We start from the raw sequence: 20602 nt of genomic DNA, 5'->3' as shown, positions 1-20602 counted from the left end.
GCGTGATTTTCGAGCGTTGCCCCCCGGCTCGCCCCCCGGCTCATTATCGTTTCACCAGCTACACTTCTACACCCTGTGATCGTCCGTGAACAGGTATCTGTCCGCGATCGCATGCTCGTTCCGAATTGACATCTCCTGCGCGGTGTTGAGCCAGAGTCCGTCAAACCCGGCCGAGTGCATGCCGGCGTGAATCGCGCCGATGTTCTTCAGGTCCTGTGACGGCAATTCGCCCCAGCCGTCGTGGTCCTGCCACCGGTCAAAGACCTGCCACTGTGCCTCGGGTACCTCCCCGGGCGCGAAATGCTCCAACGAGAACATCTCGAAGGTGCATCGATTCGGGTCCTCGGCGTCGGGCAGCATGCGGTAGCCGAGTAGGCACGACTTCTCGACCAGGATGACCATGGTGGGGAACACGTGCCAGTCGCCGTTTCCCGCGAAGTACTGCTCCATCGACATGCGCGGAAAGTCAACGCCTTCGGAGCGCGCGAGGTCCTCGCACATCTGGTGATAGAGGACAAAGGGTGGAACCTCGCTGGGCTCCATCGTAGCCAGCTTTTGCGCGGCGCGGTAGTCGCGTTCTGTGACCAGCGAGCCGACCTCAAGGTACTGGTATTGCATCGAATTCGCGAACACCTCTGGTCGCGCCGCCAGTTCCTGACGACCGCTGTCGCGGGCGGCGTGTTCGGGACGCTGCGTGTAGACGAATCTCGAGTGGTTCTTGTACGTGATGGTCGGGGTGTACGGGGCGTAGGCGTACTCTTGCGGCGCTGCGGGTTCCGCAGACGGGCGTGGGCCTTCTGCGGACCGCATCGTCTGCGGATGAGTACCGGGGGTGTGGTAACCCTCGATGAATGCGTCGATCACGGTCTTCCAATTCGCCGGCAGGAAGGTTCGCTTGCGCCAGCGGTAGCGCATGTCCTGCAGCCGGAATGGCGCGAGCGCGGTCGGCAGCGGATCTAGCCAATCGATCAGATCCGGCGGGTCATCCGCCATGCTGACGAACACCCAGCCGCCCCACGTGCCGACGGCAACTGGACGAAGACCCCACTGATCGCGTGGGCGAGCGGCGAACTCGTCACGGCACGGAACGAACGAAGACCGCCCATCCAACCCGTAACGCCAGCCGTGGAACCCACAGCGAAATTCCTTGTTCGGCGAGCACCCGCTGCCGGAGACGATCTTCATCCCGCGGTGGGCACACGTATTGTGAAATGCCTTGATGCCGCCGTCCTTCTGGCGCACCACGACTATGGACTGCCGACCGATCGTGTACTCGTAATAGCAACCGGGGTCAGGGATTTCCTCTTCACGGCACGCCGGCTGCCAAACCTGAGTAAACAACCGGCTCAACTCGAGTTGCAGATATTCGGGGTCGATGTAGCGGCTCTTCGGCACGAACGTCTCACCGCAGGCGAACTTTTCGGGTACCCGTTTGGTCGCAAGCTCGGTCATGGCACCCCCTTCAGCCTGCGGGTGGTTTGTCGAAAATGTTGGGGTAGAGCACGGCTTCCTTGAACGACGTTTCGATCTCGGCGAATGCGGTCGGGATATCCCAAGTTCCCGACGCCGACACGATTTCGCGTTCGACGACTGGGTTGGACATCAGGCTGATCCGGCCGTTGCCGGCGAAGATGACGCGCCGATTGAGCCAATCGGATTGCACGCTGGCCAGATACACGACCGGCGGCACGCAATTCTTGGGCGACAGGCGAACGTTGGAGTCCGAGTAGTCCATGCTGCCGCCGCCCTTGATGCCCTGCGTCATGCGGGTGCCGGCGATCGGCGCGATGGCGTTCGAGCGCACCCCGTAGTTGCGTAATGCGTTGGCGCACGAGAACGTCAGGCCGACGATACCCATCTTGGCCGCGGCGTAATTGGGCTGACTCGGCGCGCCCTGCAGCCCCGACATCGAGGTGAAGGTGATCAGTCGGTACTGTCCGCCACGGTTTTCTCGCCACCAGGCGGCCGCGTGACGCGTGACGTTGAACGTGCCTTTGAGGTGGACCGAGATGACCGCGTCCCAGTCCTGCTCGCTCATCTTGAACACCATGGCGTCGCGCAGGATCCCCGCAGCGTTTACCACGACGTCGAGGCCGCCGAGCGTTTCGGCCGCGCGGTTGATGAGGTCCGCGCAAGCCGCGAAGTCGGTGATGTCGGTGGTATCGGCGAACGCCTTACCGCCCTGGCTCGTGATCGTCGCGACCACACTTTCGGCCGGGCCTGCGTCAGAGCCTGTTCCGTCGACACTGACACCGGCGTCTGACACCAGAACCGTCGCGCCCTCGGCTGCCAGGCCCTCGGCGACCGCCGCGCCGATACCCCGCCCGGCGCCGGTGACCAGCGCGGTACGTCCGTCAAGCACACCCATCGTCAGTCAGCTCCCATCCCGTCTGGCTAGCATACAGAACATCGATACAGAATCTGTATAGGTGTTTACCGTAGGTTATTCGAATCCCCACTCCGAATATCGCCGCTCTAGCTCGGCCATGGCCTCTCGGCCGCCGCGCGCGCTCCGCTCCTTCATGAAATTGAACTCATCGTCACGCCAAGACAGATTGCTGAACACCGTGTGGCCCATGGGAACCCAATCGCCGAACTGCGCCATCCCGACGGCATGCCAGAACGCGATCAGTGCGTGCTTTCCCACCATCAGGCCGTCGGCCGAGTGGTGAGCGATCGCGCGGGCGTACCGCAGGGCCTCGTCGCGGAGGGACTCGGGCGGCACCACCGACGAGGCCACCCCCCAATCGCGAAGTTCGTCCGCAGTCACCTTGCGGCCGGTGATCATCGCCTCATAGCCGCGGTTGGGGCCCATTTTGAGCAGCGCGAGCGGCATGGCCGTGGAGAACCCGGCGAACCCGATGCGGGCCTGCGGCCGGGCAAGGTACATGTCATCTGAGACGACCAGAATGTCGGCGGCCAGGGCGAGATTCATGCCGGCGCCCAGCGTCGCTCCCTGGCAGCCGGCGATCACCGTCTTCGGAAACTCCAACCAGTTCGTCAGGTGCCGGTGCAGGCGCCGGGCGTTGCCCAGGCGAGCGGTCTGCGGCAATCGCACGCCCTTGCGCAGCCCCGCCTGTTCGACGGGGAGCCGGCGCACGTCGTCGCCGCTGCTGAAGTCCTTCCCCTCCGCAAGCAACATGACGACTTTTACCTCGTCGTCGTCTTCCGCGCGGTCCAATCGCTCCTTGAACAGGTCATGCATCCCGGGCGAGAGGATGGCGTTGCGCCGGTCCGGCCGGTTGATGGTGATCTGCGCGATGTGCGGTTCGACGACCTCGTAGCGGACCCAGTCCCCATCGACCTCGAATTCGCCTTCAGCGGCGGCGTCGGCGCCCATACGCCCTCCTTCGCAAGTCGGCGGTACATAAGTACACTAGTCGATCAACTGTTACATCCGGTGATACGGTCAGCGAATGCCAACATTCACGGTCACCAAACGGCTTGCAGCGCCACCGGACGCGGTGTGGGCCGTTCTCGCCGACTTCGGCAACGTCGACTGGATCCCCGGACCCAGCGATGTCAGGGTTGAGGGCGCAGGGCCCGGCATGCGACGGTTCATCGCCGCGAGCACTGAGAAGCCGGTCATCGAGACCCTCATCTGGATCAAGCCCGACGAGCGCGCGCTGTCGTATGAGATCGCCAACAATCCGATGCCGGTCAGCCGCTTCGTGGCGGTGAACACCGTCACCGACAGCGCGGACGCCCCCGGAGAATCAACCGTCGTCTGGGACATCGACTATGAGCCGATCGGCGATGATGCCGCCGCACGCGATGCCATGGAGTCCGTCTACGGCTTGATGGCGGGCTGGGTGCAGGACTTCGCCCGGGCGCGCAGCCCGAAATAGAACACTTAGACAGAAAGTGTCTATTAGTCTAAGATGCTTCAAGTGATTGATCCTCTCGATCTGGTACTGATCAGCGTCGACGACCACACCGTGGAACCACCCGACATGTTCGTCGGCCGGGTGCCCAGCCGCTTCGCCGACGACGCCCCGCGCATCGTCGAAGACGCCGACGGCGTGTGTTTCTGGGTGTACGACGGTCTTCAGCTACCGAACATCGGGCTCAACGCGGTCGCGGGCCGGCCCAACGATGAATGGGGATTCGAGCCGTCCCGATTCACCGACATGCGGGCGGGATGCTACGACGTCGACGCACGCGTGAACGACCTGGATGCCTCCGGTGTGCTTGCGTCACTGTGCTTCCCGTCGTTCCCCACCATCTCGGGCGCGCTGTTCACCTACCGCGGAGACCGGGAGGTGTCCGAGGTGATGGTCCGCGCCTACAACGACTGGCACATCGAGGACTGGTGCGGTCGGCATCCCGACCGGTTCATCCCGATGGGGATCTTGCCGTTGTGGGACCCGGCGCTGGCCGCGGCCGAAGTGCGGCGCCTGGCCGGGCGGGGCTGTCGCGCGGTGACGGCCCCGCAGCACATCGGAAGCTACGGGCAGCCGCCTTGGCAGGATCCGCATTGGGATCCACTGTGGGAGGCGATCTGCGAAGAGAACACGGTGGTGAACATCCACATCGGCACGGGCGGCGGGTTGCCCGTGCCGTCCGACCTGACCACCTATCTGGCCTACAACTCGATGCTGCCGATCGACACCCAGCGCTTCGTGGCCGACCTGTTGTTCTCACCGATCGTCCGGAAATTCCCGTCCATCAAGTTTTCGTTGTCGGAGGGCGGCATCGGCTGGATCCCGTTCCTGCTGGAGCGCTTCGAGGACATCTACTCGCGCCAGCGGGCCTGGACGGGGGACGACCTCGGTGACGGACTGAGCCCCAGCGACGTGTATCGCCGCAACTTCATGTCGTGCTTCATCCGCGACCGGGTCGGCATCGAGATGCGGGACCGCATCGGGGTGGAGACCATCTGCTGGGAGATGGACTACCCACATTCGGACAGCAGCTGGCCCGACGCGCCCGAGCAGCTGGCCGCCCAGTTGGAGGGGTGTACACCCGACGAGGTCGAGGCCATCACCTGGCGTAATGCTGCCCGTGTCTTCGGCTACACCGGCGTCGAGCGACGGGGCAGAGAAAACTGCACCGTTGCCGCGCTGCGGGGGAGGATCTCCGGCCTGGATTTGTCGGCGCCGAAGGTCGACGCCGGCCGCGCGCCCAGGGCGGGCGCCACCGCGATCACCTACGGCGACATGAAGATACGGATGGCGTCGATCCTTCGCGGTGGGGCGTGACCGAACCGGATTACGGGGTCGTCCTCACAGAGGCCGATCAGCGGTTCCGCGACGAGGTTCGCGCCTTCCTGGCAACCGCACTGACGGACGACGTCCGTGGTTCCGGGCGCGACGATTCTGACCGACTTGATCGAATGCGGCTGTGGCAGGGCCGGCTTCACGACGCCGGTCTGGCCGCGATTTCCTGGCCAGTTCAATTCGGTGGTCGCGGCGCGACTCCCGTGCAGCAGCTCATCTTCAACGCCGAGATGGCGGTCGCGCACGCGCCGGAGCCGATCAATCGCAGCGCCGTCAATCAGCTTGGCCCGACCATCATTCAGTGGGGTTCCGACGAGCAACGCCAACGCTATCTGCCAAAAATCCTTTCCGGAGAAGAGGTGTGGTGCCAGGGCTTCAGCGAGCCCGGGGCCGGCAGTGATCTCGCCGCCCTGAAGACCACAGCCGAGATCCACGACGACGAGTTGGTGATCAACGGGCAGAAGGTCTGGACCTCCAAGGCTCAGTACGCCGACTGGATCTACATCCTGGCGCGCACCGATCCGGCAGCTGAGAAGCATCAAGGGATCAGTTACATCCTCGTGCCCCTGAGGACGAGCGGGATCGAGGTTCGCCCGATCCGGCAGATCACCGGTCAGGCCGAGTTCAACGAGGTGTTTTTCGATTCGGTTCGGGTGCCCCGTGGCAATGTGGTCGGGCCCCTGCACGACGGTTGGAAGGTCGCCAAATCCACGCTGGGCTACGAGCGGGTCGGACAGAGCCGCACCCACCGCATCGAACGGAGGCTGGCGATCCTCGTCAGGATGGCGCAGGAGCGGGGGGCAGTTGGCCGCGATGGCAGCGACGTTGACGGTTATGTCGCCGATCGGATCGTCGGGTTCGCCGCGCAGGTGGAGGCATTACGTCAGATTTCGGCGCAGGCAACCGCCGCCGGCGTCCGCGGTCTCAGCCCCGGCCCCGAAGCGTCGGTGGCCAAACTGCTGACCTCGGAGGTGGACCAGGCGATGGCGAACTTCGGCCTGGACTTGGCCGGACCGGCCGGGACGTTGGAGCGCGGGTCGCCGGGGGCGGCGAAGAACGGCAACGTCGCGAAGAGTTACCTGCTGATGCGGGCGGCAACGTTTGGGGCGGGCACGTCGGAGATCCAGCGCAACGTGATCGCCGAGAAGCTGTTGGGGTTGCCCCGTGACCCCTGACAGCCCGTTGCCGTCGAGCGAAACCGCCCCGAGCCCGGAAGAACTCGCCCGCCTGCGCGCAGCAGCCGAGGGCATCCTCCGAAAGGCGTGGTCGCCTCAGGCGTTTCGGGCTTTGCTCGACGGCCCGGGTGCCGTGTTCGACCCGAAGCTGTGGCAGACCGTCACCGAGGCCGGGTGGACCGACGTCTTGGTGAACGAGACCGCCGGCGGGGGAGGCGGCGGCGTCCGCGAACTGTGCGTGCTCGCCGAGGCCGCCGGCGCAGCCTCGGCGCCCGTCCCGCTCGCCGCGGCCGCGGCGGCAGCATGGTGCGAGGACCGCTGCGCCGACGGCGTCAGCCTGCTGCTGCCCGAACGCGGTCAACACACCGCGGCGGGCGTCTCGGGGGTCTGGCCGCTCGTGCCATTCGGTGCGGTCGCCACCGGGCTCCTGATTGTTGCGGGCGAGGGAGACGGCACCGTGCTGGGCGTGGTCGATCCGGCCGGAGCGGCCGTAGAGCGTGAGCCGTTGATCCCGCTGGACCATAATCCGGCGGCACGAATCACTATGGACGGTGCACCCATTCAGATCCTGGCGAGGGGTGAGTGCGCCGGACGTCGCCACCGTGCGGCCGCGCTGCGTGGACAGGTAGCGCAGGTGGCCGAACTGGTCGGCATCGCGTCGGCCGCCAACGAGGCCGCAATCGAGTACGCGAAGCTGCGCGTCGCATTCGGCCGCCCAATCGGCACCTTCCAGGCGATCAAACACCGCCTGGTCAACCAGCGGTGCGCAATCGAAGTCGGGCGTGCGCTCGTCAACCGTGCCGCCGACGCCTGCCAACAAGGGCATCCCGATGCATCGGCGCTGGTATCGCTCGCCGCCTTCTGGGGCATCGACGCGCTGCGGGCCGTGCCGGAGGGCGCCACACAGGTATTCGGCGGAATCGCCTACACGTGGGAGCACGACGCGCACGTACACCTCCGGCGCGCGGCGAGCGTCGCGGCCAACCTCGGCACGCGCGCACATCACCGCGGGATAGTCACGCGCTGGCTTACCGCCCGTTATCCGGCGACCGAGACCGGGGAGAGCGCGACGTGAACCCAAGGGGCGACATGTCTTTCCTGTCTGGCGTGCGCGTGCTCCAGCTTGGCGACGGGATCGCCGGTTCGGCGGCTGCGGCGTTGCTCGCCAGCCTCGGCGCGGAGGCCACAAAGGTGGCTGACGCCGGTGCATCCCGTCGGGTGGGACCGGTGATCACCACCCCGGCCGGACCGGTCGCTGCCGTGGACCTCACGCTTGATCGAGGTAAGCGGATCGTCCCACCGCCCACGGATCTGTCGACATTGATCGGCGAACACGACATCGTGATCGTCGATCACGGCCGTGTCCTGACGCCGCCCATGGTCGAGAACGCGGTTGTCGTTACAGTCAGCCCATTCGGCCTCGACGGGCCGCGGTCGTCGCAGCCCGGCGGGGAGCTGGTCGCCCAGGCGGCCGGTGGACTGCTCGCCACGATCGAGGGCTCCGACGGGGCGCCGGTACCGGCGCCGGGCTATGTCGCGCTGAAGGCGGCGGGTGCCGTCGCCGCACTGGCGGCACTGCATGGCCTCGATCGGCGCAACGACGGTAACGAGGCGGTGAGCGTCGACGTGTCGGTGCAGGAGGCGGTCGCGTTCACCGCTGCCCTCCCGGAATGCGCCCACGTGTTATACGCGTGTCCCGGACGGGCGGGCAGCGGGCGGTACCTCGCGCCGTCGGGACTGTTTCCGTGTCGCGACGGTATGGTCCGCATCACCGCGGTCGAGAACCACCAATGGCGGGGTCTGCTTGCGGCGCTTGATCATCCGGCCTGGGCCACCGGTCTCGACGAACGTCAGGCCCGCATCGACCACGCCGATCTGATCAACCGGCATGTCACGGCATGGGCGGCGACGCACGACAAGGAAGGCTGCGCGGCACTGCTTCAAGCCAACGGCGTGCCGTCGACACCGGTGAATACGGCCGAAGAGATTCTGACGTCACCGCAGTTTGCCTTCCGTGGCGCTGTGTCGACGCCGCAGCTCGGCGGTGTGGACTTGTCCGTACTCGACTCGCCGTGGATCACCCACGTCGGGCGAGGGGCGGATCGTCGGCGCACGGGCCGCCTGAGCGACCTGCGGGTCGCGGAACTGACCCACGTCCTGGCCGGGCCGATCATCGGGGCGCTGCTCGGCGCGATCGGCGCGCGGGTGTTTCGGCTCGAAGACCCTGAGCGCCTCGACATCTATCGACGTACGGGGCCCTTCGCGGAGGGTAGGCCCGGCGTCGAACGCGGCGCATATTTCGCAGTGGCCAATCATTCCAAGCAGAGCCTGTTGATCGACCCGGCCCGCGCGGTGGACGACATCGCCGCGGCGTTATCCGACGTTGACGTACTCATCGAAAACGTTGGCGGCGCACGACTCGCAAGGCTCAACGTGGACCCGGCCGCCGTTGCCGAGTCGGGCAGGCTCGCCGTCCGGGTCTCCGGGTTCGGATCAGAAGGGCCCATGGCCGGATATCGCGTCTACGCCAACAATGTTCAGGCATATGCCGGACTGGCCGGACTGACGGTCGGGCCGGATGGAACACCGGCGCGGCTCGGCACCGTGATAGCCGACCCGCTGTCCTCGGTGGTGGCCGCCGTGGTGATCGCCGCGTGGGCCGTCGGGCCCGCCCGCGATACCGGCGCCGTCATCGATCTCTCGATGGCCGAGGTCGTCGCGTCGACCGTGGCGGAGTTCGTCACCGCGGCCGCCGCTCCGGGTAGTTCCGACGTCGGCGATTCCGCGCATCGCGGCGTCTATCGCGCCGCCGACGGCCGCTGGATCGCCGTTGAAATCGCAGAGCCCGATGAGTGGACATGCCTGGCAGAAATCACTGCGGTATCCGATGATTCGCGGCATCCCACGGTGCTCGAGAAGCTGGCGGGCCTGGTTGCCGCCGCGTCGGCCGACGATGTCTCCGCCCGTCTGAGGGCGTCGGGTTTGCGCGCCGCACCGGTGCAACGGGCCGAGGACCTGATTTCGGATCCGCATCTGGCGATCCGCGGATTCTTCCCCGAGATCGCTCACCCAGACCCGGATATCTGTACCGCCCGCCTCGTTGGATTGCCATGGCGGTTCGTCGGCCAAGGCCCCGTTCCGCTCATGCCGCCGCCGGCCCTGGGCAACGCGAACGCGCACGAAGGAGGCATGACTAATGTCCGCTGATCGCCCCGCGACCGTGTGGGCGTCGACCTTCGTTCCCGGGAAGTCGCCGATCCCCGGGTACGGTCAGGACGGCTACAGCGTCGCCTGGGTCGACACCTCCGACGGGCGGCTGCAAGTGTTGGTTTCCGGGCCTCGTCCGGCACCCGGCACCGTCGGCCGAGTCGTCGAGAAGATGTTGGAGGACAACATCATCGTTTTGTTCGAGGCGCAATCGTAATGACGGGCACGCACGTCACCGGTATCGGCGTCACACCATTCGGTAGGCATGCTGACACCGCGCTGGCCGCGCTCGGCGTCGCGGCCGCCGAGGCGGCGCTGGCCGATGCAGGTGTCGGCTATGAGGCTGTGGGCGAGGTGTTCACGTCTTCCTCTATGGCGCCGCCCCAGACCGGCCTCAAGGTGGCACTTCGCTTGGGCCGCACCGGGGTTCCGGTGACCGCCATCGAGAGCGCCTCAGCGGGCGGCATGGTCGCCTTGCGGCACGCCGTGTGGGCGGTGGCCTCCGGTCGGTGCGACACCGCGTTGGCGATCGGCTACGAGAAGACGACGGCGCTGGAGCCCGGGGGCGTGGTGCCGGCGGCGGTCAACTTCTGGGACCGGTTCCCGCCGCAGATCCACTATGCGATCGAGGCCAATCGGTGGCTGTACGACGCGCAATGCGGGCCGGAGGTGTTCGGTGCGGTCGCGGCGAAGTCGTACAACCAGGCGCGGCTCAATCCGCTGGCGGCGCGGCGCAACGACGACGAGGTCACCGTCGAGCAGGTGATGGCGGCGCGGATGGTGGCCGAGCCGCTCACAAAAATGATGTGTCACGCGTCCGTCGATGGCGGCGCGGCGGTCGTCGTGACGTCCGAACGCCTCCCTCGGTCCGTTGCGATCAACGCCATCGAGCAGACCAGCTGGCCCGAAGACGCGGGCTGGCCGTTGGCCGGTCCCTGTGTCGGCCCACCGTCACAGATCACGCTGACCGCTCGGCGTGCCTTCGAAGCGGCACAGGTGGCGCCGAAGGAAGTGGGTGTGGTCTCCCTGCACGACATGTGCGCCAGCGAGGAGATCACCGCGCTGATCGCGCTCGGACTCGTCGACGTCAAGGACGTCGCCGAACTCGTCCAGTCGGGCGGGTTGGGATCCAAAGGCAGGCTGCCGACCAACACCGACGGCGGCTGCCTGGCCCGCGGGCACGCGTTCGGTGCGACGGGGCTGGCCCAGGTCGCCGAGGTGGTGAGTCAGCTTCGCGGAGAGGCGGATTCGCGGCAGGTCGCCGATCCCCGCGTCGGGCTGGCGCAGGCAATGGGCGGCGGCGGGTCCTGTGTGGTGGCCGTACTGGGTCGGTGATTCGGCCCTCAGCCGGGGTCTTCGTAAGACCGGCCGAGAAAGCGTTCGACGAGGGCGCGTTCGTCGGAGGGTTCCCTCACCGGCCACCACCACAACGCCAGGAACACCCGGATAAGCCATTGGGCGGCAAGTGGATCCGCATTGTCGGATCCGAGCATGTCATAGGCGAGTGCGGTGACAGCGGGGGAGTTCGTGAGCCACTCGCTGCGCGGCACCGTCGGTGCGGTCTGCATGAGCTGGGCCAACGGATCGGAGCGCAGGCGCTGCAAAGCCAGGATGGTGGCCGTCACCACTCGTTCGCGGCCGGTCAGGTCTTTGATGGCCTCGCGCACGGTATCGACGATGCGGCTTGCCTGGAGGGCAACCACCGCGTCCCTGATGGCCGCCTTTCCGCCGGCGTGCCGGTAGATCGTCGCCGGCGAGCAGTGGACCGTTTCGGCGAGGCTCTCGATGGTGAACTCGTCGTATCCGACGTGCGAGATGAGGTCGGCGGCGGCCGCATATATCCGTTCGGCGGCTGCGCTGCGGCGATCCCGGCCCACCAGCCAGTCGTTCTGTGCCATGCACCCTCCCCGAACAGCCGAGAGAAACTTCCCTCAGGCTGAGAATTATCGGTAACAATTCTCAGGCTAACGCGCTGGTCCTCCCGCGCAAGGGGTTTGGGGTGCACGGACGGCGCGGCGGGAGGCTTATCAACCTTTCCTCGCCCTATTGACCGCGCCGACGGTCACCTTCAGCCTGGGTCTATGGCGGTCTTGAGCGACCCGGTCGATTTCCTCGGTGCCGAGGCTTTGCAGGATCCGTATCCGATGTATGACCGGATGCGCGCGACGGCTCCGGTGCATCGCATCGCCGATTCCGACTTCTATGCCGTGTGTGGCTGGGAGGCGTTGATCGAGGCCGTCACTCGGGTCGATGACTTTTCGTCCAATCTCACGGCAACCATGATTTTCCGCGAGGACGGCAGCATCGGGGCGTTGCCGATGATGGGGGCGGGAAGCCCCACCCACGCCCTGGCCACGGCCGATGACCCGGCGCACGCGCTGCACCGCAAGATCTTGCTCCCACACCTGTCCGCGCGCAGGGTGCGGATCATCGAGGAATTCGCTGCGGAGACCGCCGAGCGCCTGTGGGAGGAGAACCTGCAACAGGGACGTATCGAATGGATGGGCGCGGTGGCGAACCGGCTCCCGATGATGGTGGTCGCAAAATTGCTCGGCCTGCCCCATGCCGATGTCGACAAGCTGATCCGGCTGGGTTACGCCACCACCACCCTGCTCGACGGCGTTGTCACCGAGGCGCAGCTCGCGGAGGCCGGGGTTGCGGCGTTCGAACTGTCCGCGTATGTCATGGAACATTTCGATAGGGCTGATACCGCAGACAAATCCGGACTGATACCGGACATGGCCGCCCGCTACGCCTCCGGCGAGGTGGACCAGGCCGTGGCGATGGGCATCATGCTCACGCTGTTCAGTGCCGCCGGCGAGTCGACCGCCTCGTTGTTGGGCAGTGCGGCATGGATTCTCGCTGACCGTCCCGAGGTTCAAGAGCGGATTCGCCAAAGCCCGGAATTACTGGGCAATTTCATCGAAGAGACACTGCGCTACGAGCCGCCGTTTCGTGGCCACTACCGCCATGTGTGGCGCGACACCACGCTCGGCGGGGTGGAGGTGCCGGGGAACGCGCATCTGATTCTTTTATGGGGAGCCGCCAACCGCGACCCCGGGCACTTCGAGTCGCCCAACGAATTCCTTCTCGACCGCAGCAACGGGAAGGGGCATGTGACGTTCGGCAAGGGCGTGCATTTCTGCGTCGGGGCGGCCCTGGCCCGGTTGGAGGCTCAGATCGTGTTCAAGATGCTACTGGAGCGCACCACCTGGATCGACGCGTGTGACGTCGGAGACTGGCTGCCCAGCATCCTGGTCCGGCGACGGAAGCGTCTGGAGCTGGCCGCCCGGTAGCGGCCTTCCACGCGGGCGTCAGCGGCCGAGTAACCGGGCCAGGGGTGTCAGCGGGTACACGCCGCCGGCGCGGTTGAGAACCGGCTCCAGCAAACGCATTTGCCGCATGATGCGGCGGTGGAACAGCCGAATGAGCTCGGCGTCCATGTTCTCGGGGGCGCGCAAGACGAATGCCTCCAGCGCCTCATCCCCTGCACGCCAGTCGGGGTATCGGGAGCCGAGCAGGCCCTTGAGATCGTCGAGGTCTTCGGATTCGATTGCGGGACCTTGCCGGCAGAGGTCGGCGACGTAGCGCGCGGTTTGCGCGGTTTGGCGCCGCCGAAAGCGCTCAATCTCGGTCTCGGCGGGTAATTCCTCGATGATGGGTGCCAACGCGTCGACAAGGCCGCTCTGGCGGACATCTGCCGCCTGCGGGAGTCGGTACTCGTCGAGGGCGACGCCCTCGACCGCGGCCATGGCTTCGACGGCGTTGAGCGAGCATTGCTGAAACCACTCTTCATATTGCAGCAAGTCACTCATCGGAAAAGGGTTGTGCACGACCATCACCAACGAGAGAGGCGTGGTGAGCGAGAACTGCGCGGTGTGGAACTCGACCACCGGCAGGTCCAGTTCCACGCCGGAGACCTCCTCATAACGCCGAAACGCGCGCTCGAGGTCGCCGAAGGGCTCGGAGATGTCGCGCAGACGCAGTCCTGCGAGGTCATGCGCGGTGTCGCCGAGGTAGGCCAGTTCGACGTCGAGCAGTCCGGTCACGCGCCCATCGGCGAACATGAACTGCCCGGGATCCCCCAGGACGAAGCGCGGGTCGAACCGATGCGCGGGAACGTGGCGGCGGATCCAGCCGATGCCGAATTCCAGAAACGGCTCCGGGCGCATTTTGGTAGACCGATACCGCGCGACGGACTCTTCGAAGCTCGACAACGCGTGCTGCTGAGGGTCTTTGGGTAACTTGAGTCCGGCGGCGGAGAATTCACCTGGATCCAACCGATGGATCCGCGCAAGGATTTCCATGTATTCGTCGATGACCGAGTTGCGCTCTGTTGCGCTCGGCGAGGTTGACAGATTGGTGGCGCCGGGCAGGCGATCCATCACGATGGCGGGTGGTGCGTCAATCCGACCGTGAATGTGCGGAACTGGAATTCCTTGCTTCTCCAGGGCTTCAAGGACTTCCGCTTCCCGATAGGTGGACAACGAGAACTCCATGCCCACGCGGTCGCCACGCACATACAGCGGCATGATTGTGCCGTCACGTTCGACGTCGGCGAACCAGGCCGGACGCCAACGTGGTTGGCGCTCGAAGGCACGCACGGGCCCGAGGTGACTCTCGAGCCAGCTTCGTACCGCCTCATCGGGTGTCATGTCAGCGGGGAGGTCACAAACCCATTTTCAGCGCGGCACCGGCGTCGATGAACATCTGCAGTCCGGTGACGTATCGCGATTCGTCCGAGGCAAGGTAGACCACGGCGTGCGAGATGTCCTCGGGCTGCACCCATGGCACCGGCATCGCCTGGAGCATCGGGTAGATCACAAAGGCGTCGTCGTGTGTCGGAGCCTCCAGGTCGGGCCGAAACGTCTTGTACATCATCGGGTTGTTCATCATCGCGGTGTTGACGTTCGTCGGGTGCACGGCGTTGACGCGTATCTGGCGCGCCGCCATCGTCATCGCCATCGATTTGACCCAGTCGCGGACGAACTTCTTGGCCAGACCGTAGCCGAGCCCGCCCGGGCCCGCGTTGCCGCCGCCGTTGAACATATCGTGTTGGGAGACCAGTCCGGCGATCGAGCCGGTGGCGATGATCGACGCACCGGTGTCCAGATGGTCAAACGCGGCGTTGACGGTGTTGACAACGCCGAGAAAGTTCACGTCGAGCACGTCGCGGAACGCCGGATACCCTTTGTGTTCTCCATGCGGGCAGATGCCGGCGTTCGCGACGACGACATGCAGCCCGCCCAATTGGGCGACGCCGTCATCGATCGCCTTCTTCAGGGCCGCCCGGTCCCGCACATCGGCCATAGCTGTGACGACACGTCGGCCTGCCTTCTCCACCAACTTCGCCGTCTCGTCGAGGTCGCTCTTGCGTGCCATCGGGTAGTCGTTGGTCGCGATGTCGTCGCAGATGTCAACGGCGATGATGTCGGCGCCCTCGTCGGCGAGATGGACTGCGTGACTGCGTCCTTGTCCGCGCGCGGCGCCCGTGACGACCGCTACTTTGCCGCTGACTCGATTCATGTGCTTCCTCCGTTGTTGGCTCTTTCGCCGTCAGGCCATGAAGGTCGTCTTGGTCACGCGATGGTTCCGCTGTCCTTGAGGACAATGATGTCGTCCCAGTCCTTGCCCAGGTCGAGTAACAGCGCTTCGGTATGTTCCGCGAACTCCGGCGTCGGGCCGAGAGCAAACGGTGTCTGATCGAATAGCACGGGGCTCGAGACTAATTCGAGGGCACCGCCGCTGCCTTGGATGGGCACGATGACGCCGTTCGCCCTGACCTGCTCGTCGGCCGCGACATCCATCGTGTTCTGTACGGGCGCCCACTGCCCTTCGAAACCGGCCAGCGCATTGCGCCAGTGCTCGAGTGATTGGCTCCCGAGCACCTCGCGCAGGATCTCAGTTGCCTGCGCCGCATTGCGGGTTAGCAGCTGGTGACTTGCGAAGCGTTCGTCGGTGGCGAGCTCGGGGAGCCCGACCCGCGCACAGAAGTCCGCCCAGTAGCGGAAACCTTGCATCATCGACAATCCCATATAGCGACCGTCGCCCGTGCGGTAGAAGCCCACCAGCGGATTGTGCGCTGTGACGTTGGCGCCTGCGGGGTTTGCCTGCCACGGCTGCCCGGAGATCAGCGCGGCGTTGACGGCCACCCCCATCGCCCACACTCCCACTCCGAGCAGCGACACGTCCACGACCTTGGTCTCACCGGTCCGTTCACGCGCAAACAGCGCCGCGGCAATTCCGCCGGCAATCGTCATGCCGCCCATCGAATCTCCGTACGCCGGTCCGGGTTGTGCGACGACGCCGGCCATATCGGGCGGGGTGACGCTTGCCGCGCTACCGCCGCGGCTCCAGAAGCCCGTCATGTCGTATCCACCGATGCCGGCCTCGTCGCCGAGGGTTCCGTATGCGCTGCCTCGCACATAGATGATGTCGGGATTCGCCGTTCGCAAGTCGTCGACGTCGATCCGCAGTTTGGCGCGAGCATCGGGCAAGAAGTTCGTCAGGAACACGTCGCTCGTGCTCGCGATGTCCATCAGCAATTCATGGCCGGCCGGTGTCGAGATATCCAGGGCGATGGATCGTTTGCCGCGGTTCGCGTGCTCCATGACGGGGTTGCGCTCGCCGGTGATCTGCACGTTGCCGAGCTGACGTAGGCCCCGCTGGGCATCGCCGGTGCGCGGATGTTCGATCTTCAGTACGTCAGCGCCCCAGTCCGCCAGCACCGCGCCGGCGGCCGGCACGAAGGTCCACTGGGCAACCTCGAGGACGCGTACGCCCGCCATGGGTCCGCTCATGGGCACGCCCCTCAGCGGTAGTCCAGCGCGACAGGCAGGTGGTCGTGCGTGTGCACCAGCGTCGACACGCGGGGCACACGGTCGCCGACCACGTGAATCCCCTTGGCGCGCCGCGCCACCTCCTCCAACAGCAGGCGAGCTTCGCGTCGAGCCAGGGCGGCGCCCATGCAGAAGTGCTCGCCGACCCCGAAGCCGAGGTGATTGGCGGCGTCCTCGCGGTGGATATCGAACTGTTCGGCGGTCGGGCCCCAGTGCTCCTGGTCGCGGTTCGCGGAGGCGTAGGCGAGCAGCACCCCGTCGCCTTCCTTGATGTCCGCGCCGCGCAGGCAAACGTCGCGGGCCGCCTGCCGGGCCATGCTCATCACGGGCGTCCAGTGGCGCAGGACCTCCTCGACCGCGTTTCCGCTGAGGCCCGGATCGGCGAACAACACCGCGGATTCGTCGGGATGGGTGTCGAGACAGTCGGCGATCCCCGCGATCAGGCTTTGCGTCGTCTCGCTACCGGCGGCGAGCAGGGTCAGCGCGTAGATCATCACCTGCATCTCGTCGAAGGGCTCCCCGTCGACCGTCACCTCGGTGAGCAACGTGAGCAGGTCGTCCTGCGGACGCTCCTTGCGTTCGGCGACGAGGCCCATCAAATACGGACCGATGTGTTCGAAGATGAACGCGTAGTCTTCGTCGCTCGCGGCCCCGCCACCGACGTTGGCGATAGTGGTCGCCCAGCCCGCGACCTTGGGCCAATCCTCTTCGGGCACACCCAGCAGGTAGGCGAACACATACACCGGGATGGGCTCGGCGACGCGCTGAATCCAGTCGAATTCACCGTCCGGCAGGTCGTCGAGTACGTCGTTGACGACCTGGCGTACCCGGGTCTCCATCTTGGCGACCGCGGCCGGTGTGAACCGCACGCCGACGGCCTTGCGGTGCATTCGGTGCACCGGCGGATCCATGAACATGATGCCGCGGTTGCCATATCCCTGAGGGTCGCGGCCCTCCCGGTGCGCGATCAGATCCATCATGATCCCGATTCGCTCCGACTTGAACTTCTCGGGCCGAGCCGAGATGCTCTTGATGTCTTCATATTTGGTGATGACCCAGAACTTGCCCTCGTCGTACCAGTGCACGGGGTCGTGGTCGCGCAGCTGCGCGAACGTGGCGTTCGGGTCGCCCAGATAGAACGCCGGCTCGTCGAACCGGGCCGCTGTGATCGTCACCATAAGACTGAACAATAGAACATCGACTGTCAATCTGCGAGTAGCCGTGGGCCGCGACAGAGTCCCGGCGCGGCGTTGGCAGCAGAACAAATTATGTTCTATTGTTGCATAGTGACCGTCGGCTTGTCCCATCTTCGGGTGTGCGACCTGGGCGGTCAACTCGCTGGCGCCGGCGCGACGAAAATCCTGGCGGCCTTCGGCGCCGAGGTCATCCGAGTCGAAGACCCCGTCAGCCGCGGTATGTGGGACGCGCTGCGCGGCGTGGGACCCTTCGTCGACGAACGCCGGGGCGTCAATATGGGCGCGGGCTTCAACAACCACAACGTGGGCAAGCTCGGGGTGACCATCAACCTGCGGGTCGAGGCGGGCAGGCAGCTGCTGCGTGAGCTGATCGCCGTCTCCGACATCGTCTGCGAGAATTTCGCGGCCGGCGTGCTCGCCAGGATGGGCTTTGGCTACGACGAGCTGCGCCGGATCAAGCCGGACATCATCTACGTCTCCAACTGCGGCTTCGGACACACCGGCCCCTACCGCGATTTCAAGACATGGGGTCCGATCGTTCAGGCGCTCAGCGGCCTGACCTTCACCGCCGGGCTGCCCGACCACGAGCCCGCGGGGTGGGGCTACTCGTACATGGATCACATCGCCGCCTACTACATGACGGTCGCGATCCTGGCGGCGCTGCATCAGCGCGAACGCACCGGCGAGGGCCAGCACATCGATTTGGCCACGGTGCCGGCGGGCATCGCGATGCTGCCCACCGAGGTGTTGGATTGGACGGTCAACGAGCGGCCCGCGCGCCGGCCGGGGGTCCCGGACGGTAACCGCGCCGACTTCGGTGAGATGGCCCCGCACGGGATCTACCCGTGCCTGGGCAAGGACCGGTGGATTGCCATCGCCTGCCGCGATGACCGGGACGTCGCGCTGCTGTCCAAAGTCATCGACGAACCACGACTGACAGACGACCGGTTCGCCACCCTGGAGCAGCGGTTGCTCGGCGCCGACGAACTCGACGAACTCGTCAGCGCCTGCACCCGGACCCGCGAAGCTTCCTCGCTGGCAGCCGAGCTCAGTGCGGCCGGCATTCCGGCGAGCGTCGTCAAGTCGCCCCGGGAGCGGATCGACGAGGACTCGGACCTTGCCGAGTGGGGACTCTTCCCGACGGTGACGCACCCCGAAATCGGGGCGGTGCGCGTCGAAGGGCTTCCCATGCGAATGTCGGCCTCGCCGTGGAACATTTCGCGGGCTGCGCCGTGTCTGGGCGAGCACAACCGGGACGTGCTGGGCGGCCTGCTCGGCCGCAATGATCAGGAGCTGTACGAATTGACGAAGCGGGGTGTGATCTGAACGCGCTGAGCGGGATCCGCGTCGTCGAGATCAGCGGCCAGTTCACCCCCGTCGGGGGACGGCTACTCGCCGAACTCGGCGCGGAGGTCGTCGTCGTCGAACCCCCCGCCGGATCCTCACATCGGAAGCGACCGCCTTTCGCGCACGACAACATTGGGCCGGACACCAGCCTGCGCTGGTGGAGCGGCAACGTGGGCAAGCGGTCGGTGATCGTCGATCCCGGCACCGCGCAGGGCTCCAGCGCACTGGGGCGCTTGATCGCCGGCGCCGACATCGTCATCTCCGGGGCCGGCCCGGTCGGCGATGCCCGGCATCCCTCGCTGATCTGGGTGGCTGTCACCCCCTACGGGCTCGACAGCGTGCGTGCCGACCAACCGGTCACCGACCTCACCATGCTCGCGGGCGGCGGGCCGGTCTGGAACTGCGGCTACGACGACCACTCCGTGCCGCCGATCCGCGGCGCCGGCGAGCAGTCGGCCAACATCGCCGGCCTGTATTGCGCCATCGGGGCGCTGGTCGCCCTGGCGCACCGCGACCAGACCGGCCAGGGGCAGCTCGTCGACGTCAGCGTCAACGCGGCCTGCAACGTCAGCTGTGAGCAGACGACCTACCACTGGCTGGTCAACAACGAGACGTGCGTCCGGCAGACGGGCCGCCACGCGTACTTCACGCCGAGCCAGCCGACCCAGGTCCGATGCGCCGACGGCGCCTACGCCACCACCGGCGTGTTGCCGCGCAAGCCGCCGGAATTCGCGAACCTGCTGAATTGGCTCGCGGACCTCGGCCTCACCGACGAACTCCCCGAGGCGGTGTTCTTGGAGATGGCCGCCTCTCGCGACGATCCGGTCGACATCGCGATGATCGGTGCCGACGACGAGACCACCGCGATACTGACGGCGGCCCGCGACGCGATCACGTTGATCGCTTCGGGCATGCCGGCCAACGAGTACTTCCTGGAAAGCCAGCGACGCGGATTCCCGGCCGGGGCGGTGCTGTCCCCCGACGAGGCCTTCGAGGACGAACACATCGCCGCCCTCGAATGTCACCGTCCGTTCCGGCCGAGCCCGACCACCCAGGCGCTCGATACCTGCGACGAAAGCGTCCGGGTCATCGACACGGAACGACAGGTGGGTGAATCCCACCGCATTCATCCGCCGGGGCGAGCGCTTCTCGCTAACCCCCGGCGCCGGATAACTGAGCAACTCGAGGCGGAACCCGTCGCGCTGCAGGTAGACGAGGTCGAGCACCAGCCCGGGCACACCGAGCAGCCGCGCCGTCTCGGGCCCGTCGACCCGCAGACGACCACATTCGTCGAATCCCAAAGCCGCGCAATAGAATCGGACCGACCTTGCGAGATCCCTGACGCACAGCCCGATGTGGGTGAGGCGGCCACCGGAGGTCATGCGGTGTCGTCGACGAGTTCGTCGAGCAGCGCGTTGTGTTCCCCGAGCAGGGGTGGTCGTGCGGGGCCGCTTGCTGCGTTGGCGCCGAACACGTATGGCGTGCCCGGATAGCGGAAGGTCTCCCCCAGTTCGGGGTGGTGGACCGGCACATGGAAGCCTCGGGCGGCGATGTGTTCGTCCTCGAAGGCCTCGTCGGGGGACAGCACCGCCCCGGCCGGGAATCCGCGTCGCTGGCTT

18 protein-coding genes and 2 pseudogenes are annotated in these 20602 nt (G+C 66.2%); 10 read left to right on the top strand and 10 right to left on the bottom strand.

Features of this window, described 5'->3' with window-relative positions:
- Positions 1–66: 66 nt before the first annotated feature.
- The 3 genes from A5673_RS04270 to A5673_RS04260 form a co-directional block, all read right to left on the bottom strand.
- Complete coding sequence (locus A5673_RS04270; RefSeq protein ID WP_068227423.1) at positions 67–1452, bottom strand: SRPBCC family protein; 1386 nt, start codon at positions 1450–1452, stop codon at positions 67–69.
- Between the two features lie 10 nt (positions 1453–1462).
- Positions 1463–2368: an SDR family NAD(P)-dependent oxidoreductase gene (locus A5673_RS04265; protein WP_068227421.1), complete on the bottom strand. Its 906-nt coding sequence runs from the start codon at positions 2366–2368 to the stop codon at positions 1463–1465.
- A 75-nt stretch (positions 2369–2443) separates the two neighbouring features.
- Entirely contained in the window at positions 2444–3340 is an 897-nt protein-coding gene (locus A5673_RS04260) for an enoyl-CoA hydratase/isomerase family protein (RefSeq protein ID WP_068227420.1), read from the bottom strand.
- 76 nt (positions 3341–3416) lie between these two features.
- On the opposite strand from A5673_RS04260, the gene A5673_RS04255 reads away from it, so the two are divergent.
- From A5673_RS04255 to A5673_RS04225, 7 genes are read left to right on the top strand one after another with little or no spacing between them, the layout of a single operon-like run.
- Complete coding sequence (locus tag A5673_RS04255; RefSeq protein WP_068227418.1) at positions 3417–3848, top strand: SRPBCC family protein; 432 nt, start codon at positions 3417–3419, stop codon at positions 3846–3848.
- 33 nt (positions 3849–3881) lie between these two features.
- The gene (locus A5673_RS04250) at positions 3882–5201 is read left to right on the top strand and encodes an amidohydrolase family protein (RefSeq protein ID WP_082958533.1); all 1320 of its coding nucleotides are present in this window, start codon (positions 3882–3884) and stop codon (positions 5199–5201) included.
- Positions 5198–6394, top strand: a complete 1197-nt coding sequence (locus tag A5673_RS04245) for an acyl-CoA dehydrogenase family protein (protein WP_068227416.1) — start codon at positions 5198–5200, stop codon at positions 6392–6394. Before A5673_RS04250 ends, A5673_RS04245 begins: the two co-directional genes overlap by 4 nt.
- Positions 6384–7469, top strand: a complete 1086-nt coding sequence (locus A5673_RS04240; RefSeq protein WP_068227414.1) for an acyl-CoA dehydrogenase family protein — start codon at positions 6384–6386, stop codon at positions 7467–7469. Before A5673_RS04245 ends, A5673_RS04240 begins: the two co-directional genes overlap by 11 nt.
- A 32-nt stretch (positions 7470–7501) precedes the next feature.
- Complete coding sequence (locus A5673_RS04235) at positions 7502–9601, top strand: CoA transferase (RefSeq protein WP_068227413.1); 2100 nt, start codon at positions 7502–7504, stop codon at positions 9599–9601.
- Complete coding sequence (locus tag A5673_RS04230; RefSeq protein WP_068227411.1) at positions 9591–9818, top strand: hypothetical protein; 228 nt, start codon at positions 9591–9593, stop codon at positions 9816–9818. The genes A5673_RS04235 and A5673_RS04230 overlap by 11 nt, the downstream gene beginning before the upstream one ends.
- Positions 9818–10936 carry a thiolase family protein gene (locus A5673_RS04225; RefSeq protein ID WP_068227409.1) on the top strand — a complete coding sequence of 373 codons (1119 nt, stop codon included), beginning with the start codon at positions 9818–9820 and terminating at the stop codon, positions 10934–10936. The genes A5673_RS04230 and A5673_RS04225 overlap by 1 nt, the downstream gene beginning before the upstream one ends.
- 8 nt (positions 10937–10944) lie before the next feature.
- Here A5673_RS04225 and A5673_RS04220 read toward each other — a convergent pair whose 3' ends face one another.
- On the bottom strand, positions 10945–11499 hold the full coding sequence (locus A5673_RS04220; protein WP_068227407.1) for a TetR/AcrR family transcriptional regulator: 555 nt from the start codon (positions 11497–11499) through the stop codon (positions 10945–10947).
- A gap of 183 nt (positions 11500–11682) precedes the next feature.
- On the opposite strand from A5673_RS04220, the gene A5673_RS04215 reads away from it, so the two are divergent.
- Entirely contained in the window at positions 11683–12897 is a 1215-nt protein-coding gene (locus A5673_RS04215; protein ID WP_068227405.1) for a cytochrome P450, read from the top strand.
- An 18-nt stretch (positions 12898–12915) separates the two neighbouring features.
- Here the strand turns inward: A5673_RS04215 and A5673_RS04210 are convergent, their stop codons facing one another.
- The 4 genes from A5673_RS04210 to A5673_RS04195 form a co-directional block, all read right to left on the bottom strand.
- Positions 12916–14205 carry a phosphotransferase family protein gene (locus A5673_RS04210; protein ID WP_197518283.1) on the bottom strand — a complete coding sequence of 430 codons (1290 nt, stop codon included), beginning with the start codon at positions 14203–14205 and terminating at the stop codon, positions 12916–12918.
- A gap of 64 nt (positions 14206–14269) precedes the next feature.
- Positions 14270–15127, bottom strand: coding sequence for a mycofactocin-coupled SDR family oxidoreductase (locus A5673_RS04205; RefSeq protein ID WP_068227401.1), 858 nt, complete (start codon positions 15125–15127; stop codon positions 14270–14272).
- 53 nt (positions 15128–15180) lie between these two features.
- A complete protein-coding gene (locus tag A5673_RS04200; RefSeq protein ID WP_068227399.1) occupies positions 15181–16401 on the bottom strand; it encodes a CaiB/BaiF CoA-transferase family protein in 1221 nt (406 codons plus the stop codon).
- 11 nt (positions 16402–16412) lie between these two features.
- Positions 16413–17615 (bottom strand): cytochrome P450, encoded by a 1203-nt coding sequence (locus A5673_RS04195; protein WP_231970875.1) that lies wholly within the window; start codon positions 17613–17615, stop codon positions 16413–16415.
- Positions 17616–17726: 111 nt separating this feature from the next.
- Between A5673_RS04195 and A5673_RS04190 the strand changes: the two genes are divergently transcribed.
- Together A5673_RS04190 and A5673_RS29835 are read left to right on the top strand one after the other, a co-directional pair.
- On the top strand, positions 17727–18962 hold the full coding sequence (locus A5673_RS04190) for a CaiB/BaiF CoA-transferase family protein (RefSeq protein ID WP_068227395.1): 1236 nt from the start codon (positions 17727–17729) through the stop codon (positions 18960–18962).
- Positions 18938–19951, top strand: a pseudogene (locus A5673_RS29835) (CoA transferase); the annotation flags it as partial. The gene A5673_RS04190 and the pseudogene A5673_RS29835, both read left to right, overlap by 25 nt.
- Before the next feature lie 93 nt (positions 19952–20044).
- Here A5673_RS29835 and A5673_RS29830 read toward each other — a convergent pair.
- Both A5673_RS29830 and A5673_RS28110 read right to left on the bottom strand, forming a co-directional pair.
- A pseudogene (locus A5673_RS29830) lies at positions 20045–20365 on the bottom strand (VOC family protein); the annotation flags it as partial.
- Positions 20362–20571 carry a CoA transferase gene (locus tag A5673_RS28110; RefSeq protein WP_068226913.1) on the bottom strand — a complete coding sequence of 70 codons (210 nt, stop codon included), beginning with the start codon at positions 20569–20571 and terminating at the stop codon, positions 20362–20364. The pseudogene A5673_RS29830 and the gene A5673_RS28110, both read right to left, overlap by 4 nt.
- Between the last annotated feature and the right edge of the window lie 31 nt (positions 20572–20602).

Origin of the sequence: Mycobacterium sp. E3198, from assembly GCF_001667015.1 — a bacterium.
Taxonomy (GTDB): domain Bacteria; phylum Actinomycetota; class Actinomycetes; order Mycobacteriales; family Mycobacteriaceae; genus Mycobacterium.
The sequence above is the reverse complement of the archived record's forward strand: the minus strand, read 5'-3'. Positions and strand labels throughout refer to the sequence as shown.

Bases quoted from the DNA above. Each gene is read 5' to 3' on its own strand.
- A5673_RS04270 (WP_068227423.1), bottom strand. From the start codon at position 1,452: ATGACCGAGCTTGCGACCAAACGGGTACCCGAAAAGTTCGCCTGCGGT.
- A5673_RS04265 (WP_068227421.1), bottom strand. From the start codon at position 2,368: ATGGGTGTGCTTGACGGACGTACCGCGCTGGTCACCGGCGCCGGGCGG.
- A5673_RS04260 (WP_068227420.1), bottom strand. From the start codon at position 3,340: ATGGGCGCCGACGCCGCCGCTGAAGGCGAATTCGAGGTCGATGGGGAC.
- A5673_RS04255 (WP_068227418.1), top strand. From the start codon at position 3,417: ATGCCAACATTCACGGTCACCAAACGGCTTGCAGCGCCACCGGACGCG.
- A5673_RS04250 (WP_082958533.1), top strand. From the start codon at position 3,882: ATGCTTCAAGTGATTGATCCTCTCGATCTGGTACTGATCAGCGTCGAC.
- A5673_RS04230 (WP_068227411.1), top strand. From the start codon at position 9,591: ATGTCCGCTGATCGCCCCGCGACCGTGTGGGCGTCGACCTTCGTTCCC.
- A5673_RS04225 (WP_068227409.1), top strand. From the start codon at position 9,818: ATGACGGGCACGCACGTCACCGGTATCGGCGTCACACCATTCGGTAGG.
- A5673_RS04220 (WP_068227407.1), bottom strand. From the start codon at position 11,499: ATGGCACAGAACGACTGGCTGGTGGGCCGGGATCGCCGCAGCGCAGCC.
- A5673_RS04215 (WP_068227405.1), top strand. From the start codon at position 11,683: ATGGCGGTCTTGAGCGACCCGGTCGATTTCCTCGGTGCCGAGGCTTTG.
- A5673_RS04205 (WP_068227401.1), bottom strand. From the start codon at position 15,127: ATGAATCGAGTCAGCGGCAAAGTAGCGGTCGTCACGGGCGCCGCGCGC.
- A5673_RS04200 (WP_068227399.1), bottom strand. From the start codon at position 16,401: ATGAGCGGACCCATGGCGGGCGTACGCGTCCTCGAGGTTGCCCAGTGG.